The organism is Pseudoalteromonas sp. MB41 (assembly GCF_020966275.1).
Taxonomy (GTDB): Bacteria; Pseudomonadota; Gammaproteobacteria; order Enterobacterales; family Alteromonadaceae; genus Pseudoalteromonas; species Pseudoalteromonas lipolytica.
On record NZ_JAJJZF010000001.1, the window covers coordinates 168,391 to 185,238 of the forward strand.

Sequence of the window (16,848 nt, forward strand, 5' to 3'; positions counted from 1 at the left end):
ACAATTTTAAAGAGTCTTTAGCAATAGCATTGCTGTTTGCTAAAACTTGAGTAAAATACTCAACAATTATAGTAACACTATAATACCATTTGGTATAGGTGAGTACGCTGTTTACCTCGCTATTACCTATAACTGAGTGGACTATCAACCAAGAAGATGGAGATAAAAAATGGCATTTGAACTACCGTCACTACCATACGCAATCGATGCATTAGAGCCACATATTTCAAAAGAGACTCTAGAGTTTCACCACGGTAAACACCACAACACATACGTTGTAAAATTAAACGGTCTGATCCCAGGCACTGAATTCGAAAACAAATCTCTAGAAGAAATCGTTTGTTCTTCAGAAGGTGGTGTATTTAACAATGCTGCGCAAATCTGGAACCACACATTCTACTGGAACAGCCTATCTCCAAACGGTGGTGGCGAACCAACTGGCGCTATTGCAGACGCTATCAACGCTAAATGGGGTTCTTTCGAAGCATTCAAAGACGCGTTAAACGACAAAGCTGTAAACAACTTTGGTTCAAGCTGGACTTGGTTAGTTAAACTAGCTGACGGCACTCTTGATATCGTTAACACATCAAATGCTGCTACACCATTAACTGATGAAGGTGTTACACCAATCCTAACTGTGGATCTGTGGGAACACGCTTACTACATCGATTACCGTAATGTTCGTCCTGATTACCTAAAAGGTTTCTGGGCACTTGTTAACTGGGATTTCGCGAACGCTAACTTCGCTTAATTCTGTTTAACTTGCAGTAATTAAAAAAAGACGCTCCGGCGTCTTTTTTATTGCCTTTTTTATATCACTGTTCAGCCGCAGCCCAAGCGCCATAATAAATGCGTACCAAGATGATCTTTTTTCAATTAAATTCTTAATTTTCTTGCGCAAAAATTCAAAATCGTGACTAAGCTTTAATTAACCTTTGCTTTTTTCTTAATCTAATTACACGTCATTTTAGCGGGTTTTCGGAGGTCTCTATGAGTATTTTTGAGCATTACCAATCACGATACGAAGCAGCGCAAGAAGAAGAATACAGTATTGAGGAATTTCTCGAGATCTGTAAGAAGGACAAATCAGCTTACGCAAGCGCACCTGAGCGCCTGTTAATGGCCATTGGTGAGCCTGAAATTATTGACACATCGACCGATGCGCGGCTCAGCCGATTATTCTCCAATCGTGTCGTTGCGCGCTACCCTGCATTCCACGATTTTTATGGTATGGAAGACGCCATTGAACAAATCGTTTCTTACTTAAAGCATGCTGCGCAAGGTTTAGAAGAATGTAAGCAGGTATTGTATTTACTTGGCCCTGTGGGCGGGGGTAAATCATCTATTGCCGAAAAACTAAAATACCTGATGCAACAAGTGCCTATTTATTCAATAAAAGGGTCCCCTGTCAATGATCACCCTCTCGCTTTGTTTGATCCAAACGAAGATGCTGAACTACTCGAGAAAGAATACGGCATTAAGCCACGCTATTTAAAAACAGTGATGTCACCGTGGGCAGCCAAGCGCTTAAGTGAGTTCAATGGTGATATAAGCCAATTTAGAGTGGTAAAACGCTACCCTTCTATTTTGAATCAAATTGCGATCGCCAAAACGGAACCGGGCGATGAAAACAATCAAGATATTTCGGCATTAGTCGGTAAAGTCGATATTCGTCAGCTTGAGCATTTTGCACAAAATGACCCTGATGCTTACGCGTATTCAGGTGCACTTTGTTTAGCGAACCAAGGGTTGATGGAATTTGTGGAAATGTTTAAAGCACCTATTAAGGTACTCCACCCGCTACTCACGGCCACCCAAGAAGGTAACTATAATGGCACCGAAGGTATTAGTGCCCTTCCCTTCAACGGCATGATTTTAGCTCACTCGAATGAATCTGAGTGGCAAACATTTAAAAATAACAAAAACAACGAAGCATTTTTGGACCGTGTTTATATTGTTAAGGTACCTTACTGCTTACGCGTTTCTGAAGAAGTGAAAATCTACAACAAACTTCTTGAAAACAGTGAACTTCACGATGCGCCATGCGCACCAGGCACGTTAAAAACATTGGCACAATTTACCACTCTTTCACGTATTAAGGAGCCAGAAAATTCAAGCATCTATTCAAAAATGCGTGTCTACGATGGTGAAAGCTTAAAAGACACCGACCCGAAAGCGAAGTCATACCAAGAATACCGTGATTATGCAGGTGTTGACGAAGGCATGACTGGGCTCTCTACACGTTTTGCCTTTAAAATTTTATCGCGAGTGTTCAACTTTGATACCACAGAAGTCGCAGCAAACCCTGTTCACTTGTTTTATGTTTTAGAGCAGCAAATTGAGCGCGAACAGTTCTCAGCCGATGTGGAAGAACGCTACCTAAGTCACTTAAAGGGCTATCTAATCCCGCAGTATGTCGAGTTTATTGGCAAAGAACTACAAACTGCCTATTTAGAGTCTTATTCTGAATACGGACAAAATATTTTTGATCGCTACGTAACCTATGCTGATTTTTGGATTCAAGATCAAGAATATCGCGACCCAGATACAGGCCAACTTTTTGATCGAGCAGCATTAAATGCAGAGCTCGAAAAAATTGAAAAGCCAGCAGGTATTTCGAACCCGAAAGATTTCCGTAACGAGATTGTCAATTTCGTACTGCGCGCACGTGCGCACAACCAAGGCAAAAACCCGCTTTGGACCAGTTACGAAAAACTTCGCACAGTGATTGAGAAAAAAATGTTCTCGAACACCGAAGATCTGCTTCCGGTTATTTCTTTCAATGCGAAAACTTCTGCCGAAGATCAGAAAAAACACGAAGACTTTGTCAACCGTATGGTTGAAAAAGGCTATACCCAAAAACAAGTACGTTTGCTTTCTGAATGGTATTTACGCGTTAGAAAATCGCAGTAAAAAACGTTTGTTTCAAGGGGGTTGTTATGGCGCATTTTATAGACCGACGCCTGAATGGAAAAAACAAAAGTACGTTGAACCGTCAGCGTTTCATCAGGCGTTATAAAAAACAGATTAAAGAAGCTGTATCTGATGCCATTAATAAACGCAGCGTAACCGATACGAGCAGTGGCGAGAGTATTTCTATTCCACAGCGCGATATTAGTGAGCCTGTATTTCATCAAGGACGAGGGGGCGATCGGGAGCAAATACATCCAGGAAATGACCAATTCTCAACAGGCGATAAAATTAAACGCCCGCAAGGAGGCGGTCAAGGGGGTGGCAGTGGCGAAGGTGACGCAAGTGATTCGGGCGAAGGCCAAGATGAGTTTGTTTTTTCTATCTCTAAAGACGAGTATTTAGATTTATTATTTGAAGATTTAGAGCTGCCAAACTTACAGCAAAATCAACTTGATAAACTCGTGCAAATGAAAACGCATCGCGCTGGTTTTTGTAGCGATGGTATGCCCAGTAATATTGATATAGTGCGCTCATTACAAGGCTCGCTCGCTCGCCGTGTTGCAATGACAGCGGGCAAAAAACGACATCTGAGCGAACTTCAAGGACAATTAGCGCTTTTGAAAGCAGAGGAAGAGCCCGACAAAGCCGCCATTGCCCTGCTTGAGCGTCAAATTGAAGAGCTTGAAAGTCGCATAAAAGCCGTGCCGTTTATTGATAATTACGACTTACGTTTTCGCAATTACGAAAAACGTCCCCACCCGACGAGTAAAGCCGTGATGTTTTGCCTTATGGATGTGTCAGGTTCGATGGATCAAGCAACAAAAGATATGGCAAAACGGTTTTATATTTTGCTGTATCAGTTTTTGACTCGCAGCTACAAAGATATCGAAGTCGTGTACATTCGCCACCATACACAAGCGAAAGAAGTTGATGAGCAGGAGTTCTTTTACTCACAAGAAACCGGTGGCACTATTGTGTCGAGTGCGCTGAAATTAATGAATGAAATTATCGCTGAACGTTACCATGCAGATGAGTGGAACATTTATGCTGCACAAGCATCTGATGGTGATAACTGGGCCGATGACTCTCCTCATTGCGGTGAAATACTCCGCAATAAATTACTCAAAGCAGTACGTTACTATGCGTACATAGAAATTACGGCGCGTGCGCATCAAAGTTTATGGCGTGAGTATCAATCAATAGCACAAACACACGACAACTTTGCCATGCAACATATTCGTGGTGTAGAGGACATTTACCCTATTTTCCGTGAATTATTTAAAAAGAATCGTCAGCAGCAAGGCGCCGCATAGCCTTGCGAGTGAGGTAAAATATGGCCGATAAACGTATTAGTGACGGACCTGATTGGACGTTTGATTTATTAGCACAGTACCAAAGTGAAATTGAGCGAGTCGCAAAGATCTATAAGCTCGATACTTACCCGAATCAAATAGAAGTGATCACTGCTGAACAAATGATGGATGCTTACTCAAGCGTAGGCATGCCTATCGGTTATAGTCATTGGTCATACGGTAAAAAGTTTATTCAAACAGAGCAAAATTATAAACGCGGGCAAATGGGGTTAGCGTACGAAATTGTTATAAATTCAGACCCCTGCATTGCTTACCTAATGGAAGAAAACACCTTGCCAATGCAAGCTCTCGTGATGGCGCACGCGTGCTATGGCCACAACTCATTTTTTAAAGGTAATTACTTATTTAAAACCTGGACCGATGCAGGTTCTATTATCGACTACTTATTATTTGCGAAAAATTATATTGCGCGCTGTGAAGAGAAGTACGGTATTAATGAGGTAGAAAACCTTATCGACTCTTGTCATGCCTTAATGAACTATGGGGTTGACCGTTATAAGCGCCCGCAAAGAATTTCGCTGTATGAAGAGCAAAAGCGTCAACAAGAACGCGAAGATTATCTGCAATCGCAGGTGAATGAATTATGGCGAACTATTCCAACATCTCAACAAGAGTCGAAAAAACACGAGCGTCGATTTCCTGAGGAACCACAAGAAAATATTCTGTATTTTATAGAGAAAAATGCCCCGCTACTTGAATCATGGCAACGTGAAGTAATCCGTATTGTGCGAAAAATTTCACAATACTTTTACCCCCAAAAGCAAACGCAGGTGATGAATGAAGGTTGGGCAACGTTTTGGCATTATACGATTTTAAACCACTTGTATGATGAGGGAAAACTCACCGATGCCTTTATGCTCGAGTTTTTACAAAGTCATACCAATGTGGTTTATCAGCCGCCTTATAACAGCAATTATTATTCTGGTATTAATCCCTATGCATTGGGCTTTAATATGATGGTTGATATTCGCCGAATTTGTGAAAATCCCACTGATGAAGATAAAAAGTGGTTCCCTGAATATGCTGGAGCCGATTGGCTAGAAACCCTGCATTTTGCCATGCAAAACTTTAAAGATGAGAGCTTTATTAGCCAGTTTTTATCACCTAAAATTATCCGTGACTTCAAGCTATTTACTATTATTGATCATGAAAAAGAGCCAACCCTTAATGTCGGCGCGATACATGACGAAGTGGGCTATCAACAAGTACGTGAAACGTTATCTGCACAATATAACTTAAGTAATCATGAACCCAATATACAAATCTATAATGTTGATATTAGAGGAGATCGTTCTCTAACCTTACGCTATGTACCTCATAAAAACATTCCGTTAGCTGGCTCAAAAGATGAAGTGCTGAAACACCTTTACAGGTTATGGGGGTTTAAGGTAAAACTGGAACAAGAATCTTCAACCGGTGAAATTTCACTACTTGGTGAATGCCCAAAAAGTGATGCACGACACACAACAGAGTAGATCACATGGATAAAAAAATACTGGTCATCATCGACGCTATCGCCGATGCCAAAACCTCGATACTTCACGCCAAACAAAAAGCGAAGGGGGTTAGGCATATTGATATCGTCGCATTTAGCTATGAAGATACCAACAGTATTTTATTTTCGATTCCACCCGAAGAAGCACTTGCTATTCAGGATAAAGAATTAGGTAAAATTCGTGACACACTATCACCTTTAATTGACAGCCATTTAGAGCAAGGTAGCTACACATTCCAAACGCTTTGGCATGAAAGTCCTGAGCAGTGGCTTGCTAATGAGCTTGATACGTCAGCGTACGAGCTTGTGATTAAAACGCGTCATATTGATGCAGAAACACAGTTTAGTGAGCTTGATTGGCAGCTTATACGCTTCAGTCCCCTACCGCTTTATTTAGCTGCTGATAACAAGTGGAAAAACAATACTAATGTGCTCGCTGCGCTCGACTTAGGCAGTGAGAAAGCCACTAAATATCGTCTTAACGAAGCAATGATAAAAATGGGTCTAGCGTATGCCGCTGATTATGAAAGTGATTTTTTTGCTTGTTATACCGTGCATGTATCGCCCTTTTTACGCGATTTGGGGTTAGTTTTTTCTGATGAGCAAGTTATTAATGCTTATGAAAAACTCCCCAGTGCCCAACGCGCACTGATTGAGTCATATAACCTCAAAGAAAAGCTAGAAATTAAGGCAGGTATCGTCGAGCAAGTGATCCCCAGTATCGCCGCAAAACTCAGTGCAGACCTTGTAATAATGGGTACGGTGGGTAATACAGGAATTAAAGGGCATCTTATTGGTAATACAGCAGAAAAGGTTATGAAATTACTAAAAACGGATATTTTAGTGATCCCTCCTTTCGATAACTAAAGCCAGACTTAATATCAATTAGCTTAATTAGGTGGTCTATTTTGAGGCAATAAAACCGCGTTGATAACACGGCAAAAATGTCGTTATTTAGATGTTCTCGGCAATTGCGCATACATCCATGCAGTCGTAAATCAGACATTTTTAACGCAGGTAGCGACAGGTTTAATGCCTCAAAAAGATTAAGTCTTGTTTTGCAATTGGTGTCATAAGTCTGAATAAGCCGTCACTTTATTACGGCCATTTTGTTTAGAGTGGTATAAGGCTTGATCAGCTGCTTCAATCCACTTTTCATAACGCTCAAACTTTTTCTCATCAGAGCACGCAAAGCCAATACTCACCGTGAGTTTAATTTGTTTATCACCAAAATAAATTGACGAATTTTCAATAAGAGCACGTAAACGCTCTGCAAAGATCATTGCACCTTCATGATCCGTATCAAGCAAAGTTACGGCAAATTCTTCACCACCATAACGGCCTGCTAAATCAGTTTCACGTAATGTTTTTCTCAATAAATCAGCAATATGACGCAGTGCTTCATCACCAGCACGATGCCCATGCTCATCGTTAACGGTTTTAAAATGGTCGATATCAAACATTAATAACGTACTGCAGCCACCGCTTCTGGAAATACGCATGTATTCTTTACGTAGTTTTTGCTCCCAGAATCCGCGATTAGTTAGCTGTGTCAATGCATCAGTGCGACTCATTTGTTCGAGCTTCGCATTAACGTCTTCAAGTTCTTTTTTATTCACCGCTTCATCGGTCACATCGTAAATAATAATACAGATATGTGATACTTCGCCGGTCGTTGTGGTGAGCGGAATAAAGGTAGCATTTTGATACATATGATCCGCTTTACCGGTAATTGGACGGTAATTTTTAAAACGGAAAATATAGGGTTGCTGCTCCCAAATCGTGAACGAGCGATTATTAAGAATAAACACAGATTCAGACTTACTACGAAACCATTTTTCATCAATTGATGGAAAGAGATCAAATAAGTCTTTGTCTTTTACTGCGCTTGGCAATAAACCCGAATGGTTTTCCATAAAACCATTCCAAATGCAGACTTTATAGTCTCTATCAAGCACCACAAGGCCTACATCAACGGTATTAAACATATCCATTAACCAATGGAGTTCATTCATATTAAAATCGGCTGCAGGCATAGTTTAGTCTTCTAATAAATAAGCTACTTTATATTTTAAAGTTTTTAATGAGTCCTCAGTAAACAGCAACATAAGATCACAATTAATGTTGTGATTTTCAATGCCGTAACTGATCTCAATGGCGAGAGTTCGTTGCCAACGTGATTTATTGGCTTTAACCAAATCAGACACATCACAATGCTGACCTAACACCACCGGATGACCTTGACTAAAACGCATATCAAGTTGCTTTGACAGCCCACTCAAAATAGCGCCTATTAAGATGTTACTGACATCCATTAACAGTTCAAGCTCAACTTTATTGTTAAGCTCTCCTTCGTAATTCATTAACGAAGCAATTTCTTTAAAACTCGAATCATTTAACAGCAATAACGCTTCACCCGACACGCCACCGCCAATAAAGCCTTGGCACACACCTGACGTTGAGGCATTGGCATCAATCGACCGCAAGGCCATATCAAGCTCATTGACTTCAAGTACATTTACGTTCGGAATTGGAAGCTTTACAAACACATTCAATAAACGTGCTAATAAGTCCCCTGCTTGGCCCATAGCAACATTGGTGAGTTCTTGGTATATGTCACGTACATCGGGGTCGACTTGCTCACCTAGCTTATTTGCTAAGCGCTCCCGCATGGCTTTGTCTTTAATACCATGATGTTCAATAATGTTCGCGAGCTTTTCTGCTGAGCAGGGTTTCTGAATAAAATCGATTGCGCCAAGTTCAAGCACGCGTTGATGCGCATTTGGCTGGATATCGCCCGAGACGACAACGGTTAATACATGTAAGCCTTGATCTTGAATGGCTTGCAACACTTCATAACCATCCATTTCGGGCATATTTAAATCAAGAAATAAAATTTCGGGCTGTAAACGCTTAATTTGTTCAATACAGTGAATGCCGTTTTCAGCAAATTCGACTTTTATATCCCAATCATCAGGTAAAGAGCGCGCTAATTGTCTACGCGCTAATTTTGAATCATCACAAACTAATACCGATGTTGACATATATTCTCTCTAAATACGCACTTTTGAACTAGCTAATACAAAATGCACTAACTTTATTATTATTTTTATAAACAAAAATCGGACTACGCACACATGTTAATCAAACTACAGGTTATTTACAATTTTAAATTGTGGTAAACCTTGGAGCTATTGGTTCAGTATAATACACTGATGTTAAATGCGTTAATTTGAAGGAATGAAGTAATGTTGTTACGCCCTCTTATGTTTGCTCTTGGAGCAGTTTGTACATTCAGTTATGCCAATGATTTAGTAGAAAATAGTTTAGATGCTGGCAAAGTTTCTGCACAATCGAAACCCGTCACATTACTTGGACAAGGTGTTAAAGTAGGTCAGCAAGCCCCTAACTTCAAGGTCGTAGATGGTAATTTCACCCCTGTCACTCTCAACGACTATCAAGGGCAAGCCGTATTATTAAGTGTTGTGCCAAGCCTTGATACGGGCGTTTGCAGTATTCAAACAAAACATTTTAATGAAAAAGTAGCTTCTGAGTTTCCCAGCATTGCAATGCTAACATTAAGTGCTGATTTACCCTTTGCGCAAAAACGCTTTTGTAAAGCCGAAAATATCGATAAGGTCACGGCATTGTCTGACTCTGTTTGGCGTGACTTTGGTCAAAACTATGGTTTGATCATTAAGGATATGGGGTTATTAACCCGTGCAGTGTTCGTTTTAGATAAGGAACACAAAATCGTTTACAAACAACTTGTCGATAACCTCTCTAAAGAGCCCGATTACGACAGCGCAATTGATGCACTGAAAAAGCTATAACCTCAGCGATACTAAAAACAAAAAACCGCCAACAGGCGGTTTTTTTGCTTAGTTAATCCTAAGATTAACCAAGTAGTTCACCAAGTTGTTGGCTTACTGCTTCAACAGCTTGTGTACCATCCAGTTTGTGGTACTGAGTGTTACCCGCTTTTGCTTCAGCTTGGTAATAGTCAACAAGTGGTTTAGTTTGGTCGTGGTAAATACCTAAACGTTTACGTACTGTTTCTTCAGTATCGTCATCACGAATAATAAGGTCTTCACCTGTGATATCGTCTTTACCATCTACTTTTGGTGGATTGTAAACAACATGATATACACGGCCAGAACCTGGGTGTACACGACGACCGCCCATGCGCTCAACGATGATTTCGTCAGCAACATCAAATTCAATAACATGGTCAACAACCACGCCATTTTCTTTCATTGCATCAGCTTGAGGAATAGTACGTGGGAAACCATCTAGCAAGAAACCTTTTTCACAATCAGGCTTTGCAATACGCTCTTTAACAAGACCAATAATGATTTCATCAGATACTAATTGACCTGCATCCATTACTTTTTTAGCTTCAAGACCAAGCGGTGTACCTTCTTTGATTGCTGCACGCAGCATATCGCCCGTAGAAATTTGTGGAATACCGTATTTGTCCATCAAAAACTGAGCTTGAGTACCTTTACCTGCACCCGGCGCGCCCAAAAGAATAATGCGCATATCATTGTCCTCTGTGTGATACTAATCTTTAATTATGGTCGATCAGTGGAGTTTTGTTTTTAGAGCCTGAATTCTTCCACAACTGAGGCTATACCTCAAGTAACTTATACCAATTGCCTATATTAGCGGCAATAAAAAAGGAAGCTGGGCTTCCTTTTCTAATTCAAACTGTAAAAACGCTTACTTGCTTAAATCTAGCATTAGTTTATTCAAGCGAGTTACAAAGCCAGCAGGGTCTTTTAAGGTACCGCGCTCAGCCAGTAATGCTTGGTCAAGTAGGACATGTGACCACTGAGTAAACTTGTCTTCATCTTGTTCAACATTTAAATGCTTCACAAGTTGGTGCTCTGGATTAAGCTCAAAAATTGGCTTTTGCTCAGGCACTGTTTGACCTACTGATTCCATTAGTTTTTGCATTTGCGAGCTCATGTCATGCTCATCAGCAACAACACAGGCAGGCGAGTCGGTTAAACGGTGCGTAAAGCGTACATCTTTAACACTATCACCCAGGGCTGTCTTAATACGTTCAACTAAGCCTGCCACTTCTTTTTCTGACTCTTCTTGCGCTTTTTTGGTTTCTTCATCATCCATGTTGCCAAGGTCTAAGTCACCACGAGTGATTGACTGGAATGATTTTTCGTTGAACTCTGTTAGGTAGCTCATCATCCACTCATCAACACGGTCACTTAGTAGCAATACTTCAATGCCTTTCTTACGGAAGATTTCTAGGTGCGGTGAATTTTTTGCCGCAGCAAATGAATCAGCAACCACGTAGTAGATCTTATCTTGTTCTGGCTTCATACGCTCAATGTATTGATCAAGCGATACATTTTGTGTGCTTTCGTCTGTGTGTGTTGAAGAGAAACGCAGCAACTTAGCAATAACTTCTTTGTTTGCCATGTCTTCTGCTGGGCCTTCTTTTAACACTTGACCAAACTCGTTCCAGAACGTTTGATAATCTTCTTCACGGTTTTTAGCCATGCGCTCAAGCATTTTAAGGACACGCGATGTACACCCTTTACGGATTGCTTGTGTCACTTTGTTATCTTGTAAGATTTCACGCGATACGTTAAGTGGTAAGTCATTTGAATCAAGTAGACCTTTCACAAAACGCAGGTAGCTTGGCATAAATTGCTCAGCATCATCCATAATGAAAACGCGTTGCACATACAGTTTTAAACCTGTTTGACGGTCACGATTCCATAAATCGAATGGTGCTTTTTTCGGGATGTATAACAAGCTTGTGTATTCAGTTTTACCTTCAACCTTGTTATGCGCCCAGCTTAATGGCTCTTCCCAATCATGACCAATATGTTTATAGAATTCTTTGTATTCTTCGTCTGTTACTTCTGACTTGTCGCGAGTCCACAGTGCCGTTGCGCGGTTAATACCTTCCCATTCGCCTGGTTGTGCTGGGATTTTCTCGCCATCAGGACCTTCAGATTCTGGTACTTCTGCTTTGTACATTTCAACAGGAATTGAAATATGGTCAGAGTATTTAGTAACGATACTGCGTAAGCGATATTCATCAGCAAATTCTTTTTCGTCTTCACGTAAATGAAGAATAATTTCAGTACCACGGGTTGGCTTATCAATTTCTTGTAGCGTGTATTCGCCTTCACCAGCTGATTGCCATTCAATACCTTGGCTCTCACCGGCTTTACGGGTGCGTACCGTTACTTTATCCGCAACGATAAATGCTGAGTAAAAGCCTACACCGAATTGACCAATTAATTGTGAATCTTTGCTTTGGTCACCCGTTAAGTTTTGAAAAAACTCTGCCGTGCCTGATTTTGCAATCGTACCTAATGAGTTAATTACATCTTCACGGCTCATACCGATACCGTTATCAGTAATAGTCACTGTGTTTGCATCTTTATCGGCACTGATACGTACTTTTAAGTCGGCATCGTTTTCATATAAATCGCCATTTGAAAGCGCAAGGAAACGTAATTTATCTGCCGCATCTGACGCGTTTGATACGAGTTCACGTAGGAAAATCTCTTTATTAGAATAAAGAGAATGAATCATCAGGTTTAATAGTTGTTTGACTTCTGTTTGAAAGCCTAATGTTTCTTTTTGTGCTGCAGTCATTGTGTAAATCTCCAATTAACAAAGTGTCTTATCTGCACTATGACTCATATATGGGGCAGGCTTTAGGAACTTCAAGGCAAAAAATTAAATTTGCAGGTAAATTGGAGATAAAACACAAAAAAGCCTGCATTAAGCAGGCTTTTGATACCGTTTTGGGTATTAGTTTTGATTTACTGCGCGTCGCCCGCTAAAGGCATGCATTAGGGTCATGCCATCAAGCAAGTCAAGCTCACCACCAACTGGCACACCGTGAGCAATGCGTGAAGCATTCACTTGGTATTTGTGACAAAGCTCTGCAATATAATGGGCTGTGGTTTCACCTTCAACACTTGGGTTGGTTGCGAGGATCACCTCATTAATGCCGCCGTTTTGCAGTTTACTTTCTAGGATATCAAGGCCGATTTCTTTGGGGCCTATGCCATCAATTGGTGACAAGTGACCCATTAAAACGAAGTAAAGCCCTTGATATTGTCCGGTTTGTTCAATAGCAAGTACATCGGTTGGCGATTCAACCACACACAATAAACCACTATCTTGGCGTTTAACACTTGAACAAATATCGCACACAGGCTGCTCTGTGAAGGTACGACAAGACTGACAGTGCCCTACTTCATCCATTGCTTTTGTGAGTGCGTGGCCAAGTTGTTTACCCCCTTGGCGGTCGCGTTCAAGTAAATGAAAAGCAATACGCTGTGCTGACTTCGGGCCAATACCCGGTTGGCAGCGCAGTGCTTCAATTAACTGTGTTAAACTAGGCGATAGTTGCATAAATGTTCACTTAGAATGGCATTTTCATACCTGGTGGTAATTGCATACCGCCAGTTACTTTGCTCATGCGCTCTTGTGTTTCTTCGGCAACACGGCGTACAGCGTCATTACATGCTGCTGCAAGTAAATCTTCGATCATATCTTTGTCGTCTTCCATTAGGCTTTCGTCAAGCTCTACACGACGTACATTGTGGTTACCTAGCATCGTTACTTTAACTAGGCCTGCACCTGCTTCACCTACAACTTCTAGGTTTGCGATTTCTTCTTGGGCTTTTTGCATGCGCTCTTGCATTTGCTGCGCTTGCTTCATCATGTTACCCATTCCACCTTTAAACATAACTGTCTCTCTTTCTAAACTACTTTAATTGGCATGAAGATAAGGGCTATTGTGTGTAATTACAATGCCTGAATACTGTTTTCGTCGATTATTGCGCTAAATAATTGTTGAAATTGCACAATGTTCTCATCGCTATTTATTACATCTATTGCTTGTTGATGACGGCCTGCATCAATCTTTTGCTGAATCAAATAAGGCGAATCTATCACCCCATCTGCAAAGTCGATATTGAGCTCTACATTATGGCCATAAATCTCGCTTAACGCTGCGTTGAGCTTTTGTCTTAGTACGGCGCTGTCGAGGTGACGTTGTGAAGAGTCGACTTCAATATGAAGCTGACGATCATTCTTTGTGAAAATAGAATGTAGCGCAAATTGACGCATACGCCCACCTAGTCCCATACGTTTTATTAAATAAGCCCATTCATCTTGTTCGTGTGCAAATTTAATACTGCTGATCGGGCTTTCAAAATCATCAGGAACAGGAATACTAGGCTCTTCTGCTACAGGCTCCGGTGCTTTTTGTGGATTAATCTGCTCAAGCAACTCAGGGGCTAAATTTTCTGTTATGGTTTGATGCTTTGCTTTAAAGTCGACTTTTTTTACTTTATGACTGCTCTCCCCCGTCGGCTGGGGGCTTGGCTTTTTTACATCAGCAGCCACTGTTTGCTGCTGAGGTTGAAAATTCGTTGATGCTGAACCATGTTGCGTTGGCTCATGTACTGTCGATTCCGCGGGCTCTGGCTTTATGTCAGTTTGACTTGCAGCACCGCTTAAACGCCCTGCACCAGAAATATTACGATCTTTTAAAATACGTGCAATTGCCGATTGAGCCAAGCTTTGCTGCTGTTGTAATTGCACAGGCGCTGTTTGCTCTGCCTGCGGCAGTGGTTGCACATCTGGCTCGTTAGCAATAAAACCCTGATCATAAGCGCTACTCATCACATCATCATATTGCGCTGCAAGCGATGAGTCCATTTGAGCATCGTAATCATCATAGTATTCTGTCGCTGGCATATCAGGCGTATCGGTACTATTTTGTTGATACAAAGAAGCCGCTGACTGTTTATCAGAACTCCCTAACGTATCAAAAGATTGACTAGGTTGTTGTGACTGCTCAGCTGTATTATCGACTTTTTGTTCAGGTTTTAGGTCAATCTGTGGTGCTGCCGCTTGTGTAACCGTAGGCTCGGCTTTTATTGGCTGTGGCTGCAAAGGTGCTTGGTTTACTGCCGTAGACGTTTGCTCGGATGCTGCTTGTTCACGCTGAGCTGATGATTTTTTTAAGATATCACGTAGTGCACCTGCACCACTTGGTTTCACCTGCTGTTGACTATTTGTCGGTGTTTGGCTTTGCGCAAATTGTGTCGGTTGGAATGCCAACAAACGCAACATGATCATTTCAAACCCTAGTTTTGCATCCGGTGCCCATTGCAAATCTTTTTTACCATTTAACAGCAACTGGTAATACACTTGCATTTGTTGAGCATCGGTTGTTTGTGCAACCTGCTCAATAAAGTCTCGGTTAGTCTCATCAAGTGCAGCGGCACTGGGGACTAATTGCACAAGCTGAATAAGGTGAGTAAGTGCAATTAAATCATCCAATAAGGCGACAAAATTTGGGTTTCGACTGACAACCGCTTTCACTTCGGCCAGAAGTGCATCACCATCTTGGCATAAAACGGCTGCTAACATGGTTTGACTGTAATGTGTATCCATCAAACCAAGCATGGTTTGAACAGCTTGATGATTAATATTACCGTTTGTCTGAGCAATAGCCTGATCGGTTAAGCTTAAGGCGTCTCGCATACTGCCATCGGCGGCTTTAGCAAGGATAGACAACGATTTATCATCAAAGCTTAATTGTTCTTGATTAAGAACATGAGCAAGTTGATCATGAATTTCTGATTGTGATAACGCGTTTAAATTAAACTGTAAACAGCGCGATAGAATTGTCACTGGCAGTTTTTGTGGATCGGTCGTGGCTAATAAAAATTTCACATGCTCTGGCGGCTCTTCCAATGTTTTAAGTAGCGCATTGAAACTGTGCTTTGAAAGCATGTGAACTTCATCGATAAGGTAAACCTTATAACGACCTCGCGTTGGTGCATATTGCACGTTATCAAGGATTTCACGGGTGTCTTCTACCTTGGTACGCGATGCAGCATCGATTTCTAATAAATCAATATAGCGACCCGCTTCAATGTCGGTACAGCTTGAGCATTGACCACAAGGTTCTGCAGAAATTCCTTTATCGCAGTTTAGACTTTTAGCAAATATACGTGCGATGGTTGTTTTACCCACCCCACGGGTTCCAGTAAAGAGATAAGCATGATGAAGTCTGTTTTGTGTTAATGCATTAACTAACGCTTGCTTAACATGAGACTGTCCCACTAACTCGTGAAAGGTTTGTGGTCGCCATTTCCTTGCTAGAACCTGATAACTCATTAATTATTCGCCTTCGAATTCAACCAACTTTAGAATTTTAATGCCCATTTGTGCAACACGCTGCTCTCCACCAAGCTCTGGTAATGAAACAACGAAAGCAGCATCGGTTGCATGACCACCTAATTTAGCAACAAGTTTAGCCGTTGCTTCAATTGTGCCGCCTGTCGCGAGTAGGTCATCTACTAATAACACTTTATCACCTGCAACGATAGCATCAGTATGAAGTTCAAGTGTATCTTCACCATACTCTAATTGGTAATTTTGCGAAATGACTTCACGCGGAAGCTTGCCTGGTTTACGCACAGGAATAAACGGAATACCCAGCGCATAAGATAGGGGTGCACCAAAAATAAAGCCACGTGATTCTGTACCAATGATTTTAGTAAATCCTTGATCTTTGTACGCAGAAATAAAGCTATCAATTGTTGCTTTAAAAGCGTCTGCGTTTGCCATTAAGGTTGTTACGTCACGAAACATAATACCTGGCTTAGGGTAATCAGCGATAGTTGCAATGCTCTGTTTAATGAGCGCTGAAGTTGCTTGAGTCATAATTTATACTGCTCAATAGTTAATATAACAAAGCTTGCGAGTATAACATCGCCTTATTTAAAAGTCGGTAGCAAGTTTTGAAATAAGCACAAAAAAGGCTGCATTGCAGCCTGATGTCTTAAATTTGCATACGCATATTAAGATAAAGCGGTGATCCAGCCTAGGATAGCGTTAAGGCAACCAATACCAGCAAACACTGCTAGGAACGCAATAAAATACGTTGCGTTGAACGGATCTTTAAAGTCTTTATCATTCGACATAATTACTACCTTTCTATTAAGCACGATAAAACAAAGCGCACATAATAGTCGAAGTGCTTACATCAATAAA

At 41.1% G+C, this 16,848-nt stretch carries 15 protein-coding genes; 6 read left to right on the forward strand and 9 right to left on the reverse strand.

What is annotated here, in order from left to right; all coding sequences use genetic code 11:
- The first annotated feature begins 169 nt into the window (after positions 1 to 169).
- The 5 genes from LPA49_RS00725 to LPA49_RS00745 all read left to right on the forward strand — a co-directional run bounded on the left by LPA49_RS00725 (position 170) and on the right by LPA49_RS00745 (position 6,648).
- The gene (locus LPA49_RS00725; RefSeq protein WP_036967613.1) at positions 170 to 751 is read left to right on the forward strand and encodes a superoxide dismutase; all 582 of its coding nucleotides are present in this window, start codon (positions 170 to 172) and stop codon (positions 749 to 751) included.
- Between the two features lie 239 nt (positions 752 to 990).
- Positions 991 to 2,913 (forward strand): PrkA family serine protein kinase, encoded by a 1,923-nt coding sequence (locus LPA49_RS00730; RefSeq protein WP_036967610.1) that lies wholly within the window; start codon positions 991 to 993, stop codon positions 2,911 to 2,913.
- 26 nt (positions 2,914 to 2,939) lie between these two features.
- Entirely contained in the window at positions 2,940 to 4,226 is a 1,287-nt protein-coding gene (locus tag LPA49_RS00735; protein WP_036967607.1) for a YeaH/YhbH family protein, read from the forward strand.
- 20 nt (positions 4,227 to 4,246) lie between these two features.
- Complete coding sequence (locus LPA49_RS00740; protein ID WP_036967604.1) at positions 4,247 to 5,761, forward strand: SpoVR family protein; 1,515 nt, start codon at positions 4,247 to 4,249, stop codon at positions 5,759 to 5,761.
- A gap of 5 nt (positions 5,762 to 5,766) precedes the next feature.
- Entirely contained in the window at positions 5,767 to 6,648 is an 882-nt protein-coding gene (locus LPA49_RS00745) for a universal stress protein (RefSeq protein WP_118844414.1), read from the forward strand.
- A gap of 203 nt (positions 6,649 to 6,851) precedes the next feature.
- Here the strand turns inward: LPA49_RS00745 and LPA49_RS00750 are convergent, their stop codons facing one another.
- Positions 6,852 to 7,817, reverse strand: coding sequence for a diguanylate cyclase (locus LPA49_RS00750; RefSeq protein WP_036967597.1), 966 nt, complete (start codon positions 7,815 to 7,817; stop codon positions 6,852 to 6,854).
- Positions 7,818 to 7,820: 3 nt separating this feature from the next.
- Positions 7,821 to 8,825, reverse strand: a complete 1,005-nt coding sequence (locus LPA49_RS00755; protein WP_036967595.1) for a response regulator — start codon at positions 8,823 to 8,825, stop codon at positions 7,821 to 7,823.
- A 222-nt stretch (positions 8,826 to 9,047) separates the two neighbouring features.
- Here LPA49_RS00755 and tpx point away from each other — a divergent pair, with 222 nt between their 5' ends.
- Positions 9,048 to 9,614 (forward strand): thiol peroxidase, encoded by a 567-nt coding sequence (gene tpx / locus LPA49_RS00760; protein ID WP_118844803.1) that lies wholly within the window; start codon positions 9,048 to 9,050, stop codon positions 9,612 to 9,614.
- A gap of 64 nt (positions 9,615 to 9,678) precedes the next feature.
- On the opposite strand, the gene adk is transcribed toward tpx, so the two are convergent.
- From adk to LPA49_RS22285, 7 genes are all read right to left on the reverse strand, one after another.
- Positions 9,679 to 10,323, reverse strand: a complete 645-nt coding sequence (gene adk, locus LPA49_RS00765) for an adenylate kinase (RefSeq protein WP_036967590.1) — start codon at positions 10,321 to 10,323, stop codon at positions 9,679 to 9,681.
- A 180-nt stretch (positions 10,324 to 10,503) separates the two neighbouring features.
- Entirely contained in the window at positions 10,504 to 12,417 is a 1,914-nt protein-coding gene (gene htpG / locus LPA49_RS00770) for a molecular chaperone HtpG (RefSeq protein WP_036967589.1), read from the reverse strand.
- Between the two features lie 159 nt (positions 12,418 to 12,576).
- Positions 12,577 to 13,185 (reverse strand): recombination mediator RecR, encoded by a 609-nt coding sequence (gene recR / locus LPA49_RS00775; protein ID WP_036967569.1) that lies wholly within the window; start codon positions 13,183 to 13,185, stop codon positions 12,577 to 12,579.
- 10 nt (positions 13,186 to 13,195) lie between these two features.
- Positions 13,196 to 13,522, reverse strand: a complete 327-nt coding sequence (locus tag LPA49_RS00780; protein ID WP_036967566.1) for a YbaB/EbfC family nucleoid-associated protein — start codon at positions 13,520 to 13,522, stop codon at positions 13,196 to 13,198.
- 59 nt (positions 13,523 to 13,581) lie between these two features.
- Positions 13,582 to 15,969 carry a DNA polymerase III subunit gamma/tau gene (dnaX, locus tag LPA49_RS00785; protein ID WP_180310923.1) on the reverse strand — a complete coding sequence of 796 codons (2,388 nt, stop codon included), beginning with the start codon at positions 15,967 to 15,969 and terminating at the stop codon, positions 13,582 to 13,584.
- Between the two features lie 3 nt (positions 15,970 to 15,972).
- A complete protein-coding gene (apt, locus tag LPA49_RS00790; RefSeq protein WP_036967559.1) occupies positions 15,973 to 16,518 on the reverse strand; it encodes an adenine phosphoribosyltransferase in 546 nt (181 codons plus the stop codon).
- 137 nt (positions 16,519 to 16,655) lie between these two features.
- Positions 16,656 to 16,778, reverse strand: coding sequence for a hypothetical protein (locus LPA49_RS22285; RefSeq protein WP_256213662.1), 123 nt, complete (start codon positions 16,776 to 16,778; stop codon positions 16,656 to 16,658).
- Positions 16,779 to 16,848 lie beyond the last annotated feature (70 nt).

Bases quoted from the DNA above. Each gene is read 5' to 3' on its own strand.
- LPA49_RS00725 (WP_036967613.1), top strand. From the start codon at position 170: ATGGCATTTGAACTACCGTCACTACCATACGCAATCGATGCATTAGAG.
- LPA49_RS00730 (WP_036967610.1), top strand. From the start codon at position 991: ATGAGTATTTTTGAGCATTACCAATCACGATACGAAGCAGCGCAAGAA.
- LPA49_RS00735 (WP_036967607.1), top strand. From the start codon at position 2,940: ATGGCGCATTTTATAGACCGACGCCTGAATGGAAAAAACAAAAGTACG.
- LPA49_RS00740 (WP_036967604.1), top strand. From the start codon at position 4,247: ATGGCCGATAAACGTATTAGTGACGGACCTGATTGGACGTTTGATTTA.
- LPA49_RS00745 (WP_118844414.1), top strand. From the start codon at position 5,767: ATGGATAAAAAAATACTGGTCATCATCGACGCTATCGCCGATGCCAAA.
- LPA49_RS00750 (WP_036967597.1), bottom strand. From the start codon at position 7,817: ATGCCTGCAGCCGATTTTAATATGAATGAACTCCATTGGTTAATGGAT.
- LPA49_RS00755 (WP_036967595.1), bottom strand. From the start codon at position 8,825: ATGTCAACATCGGTATTAGTTTGTGATGATTCAAAATTAGCGCGTAGA.
- tpx (WP_118844803.1), top strand. From the start codon at position 9,048: ATGTTTGCTCTTGGAGCAGTTTGTACATTCAGTTATGCCAATGATTTA.
- adk (WP_036967590.1), bottom strand. From the start codon at position 10,323: ATGCGCATTATTCTTTTGGGCGCGCCGGGTGCAGGTAAAGGTACTCAA.
- htpG (WP_036967589.1), bottom strand. From the start codon at position 12,417: ATGACTGCAGCACAAAAAGAAACATTAGGCTTTCAAACAGAAGTCAAA.
- recR (WP_036967569.1), bottom strand. From the start codon at position 13,185: ATGCAACTATCGCCTAGTTTAACACAGTTAATTGAAGCACTGCGCTGC.
- LPA49_RS00780 (WP_036967566.1), bottom strand. From the start codon at position 13,522: ATGTTTAAAGGTGGAATGGGTAACATGATGAAGCAAGCGCAGCAAATG.
- dnaX (WP_180310923.1), bottom strand. From the start codon at position 15,969: ATGAGTTATCAGGTTCTAGCAAGGAAATGGCGACCACAAACCTTTCAC.
- apt (WP_036967559.1), bottom strand. From the start codon at position 16,518: ATGACTCAAGCAACTTCAGCGCTCATTAAACAGAGCATTGCAACTATC.
- LPA49_RS22285 (WP_256213662.1), bottom strand. From the start codon at position 16,778: ATGTCGAATGATAAAGACTTTAAAGATCCGTTCAACGCAACGTATTTT.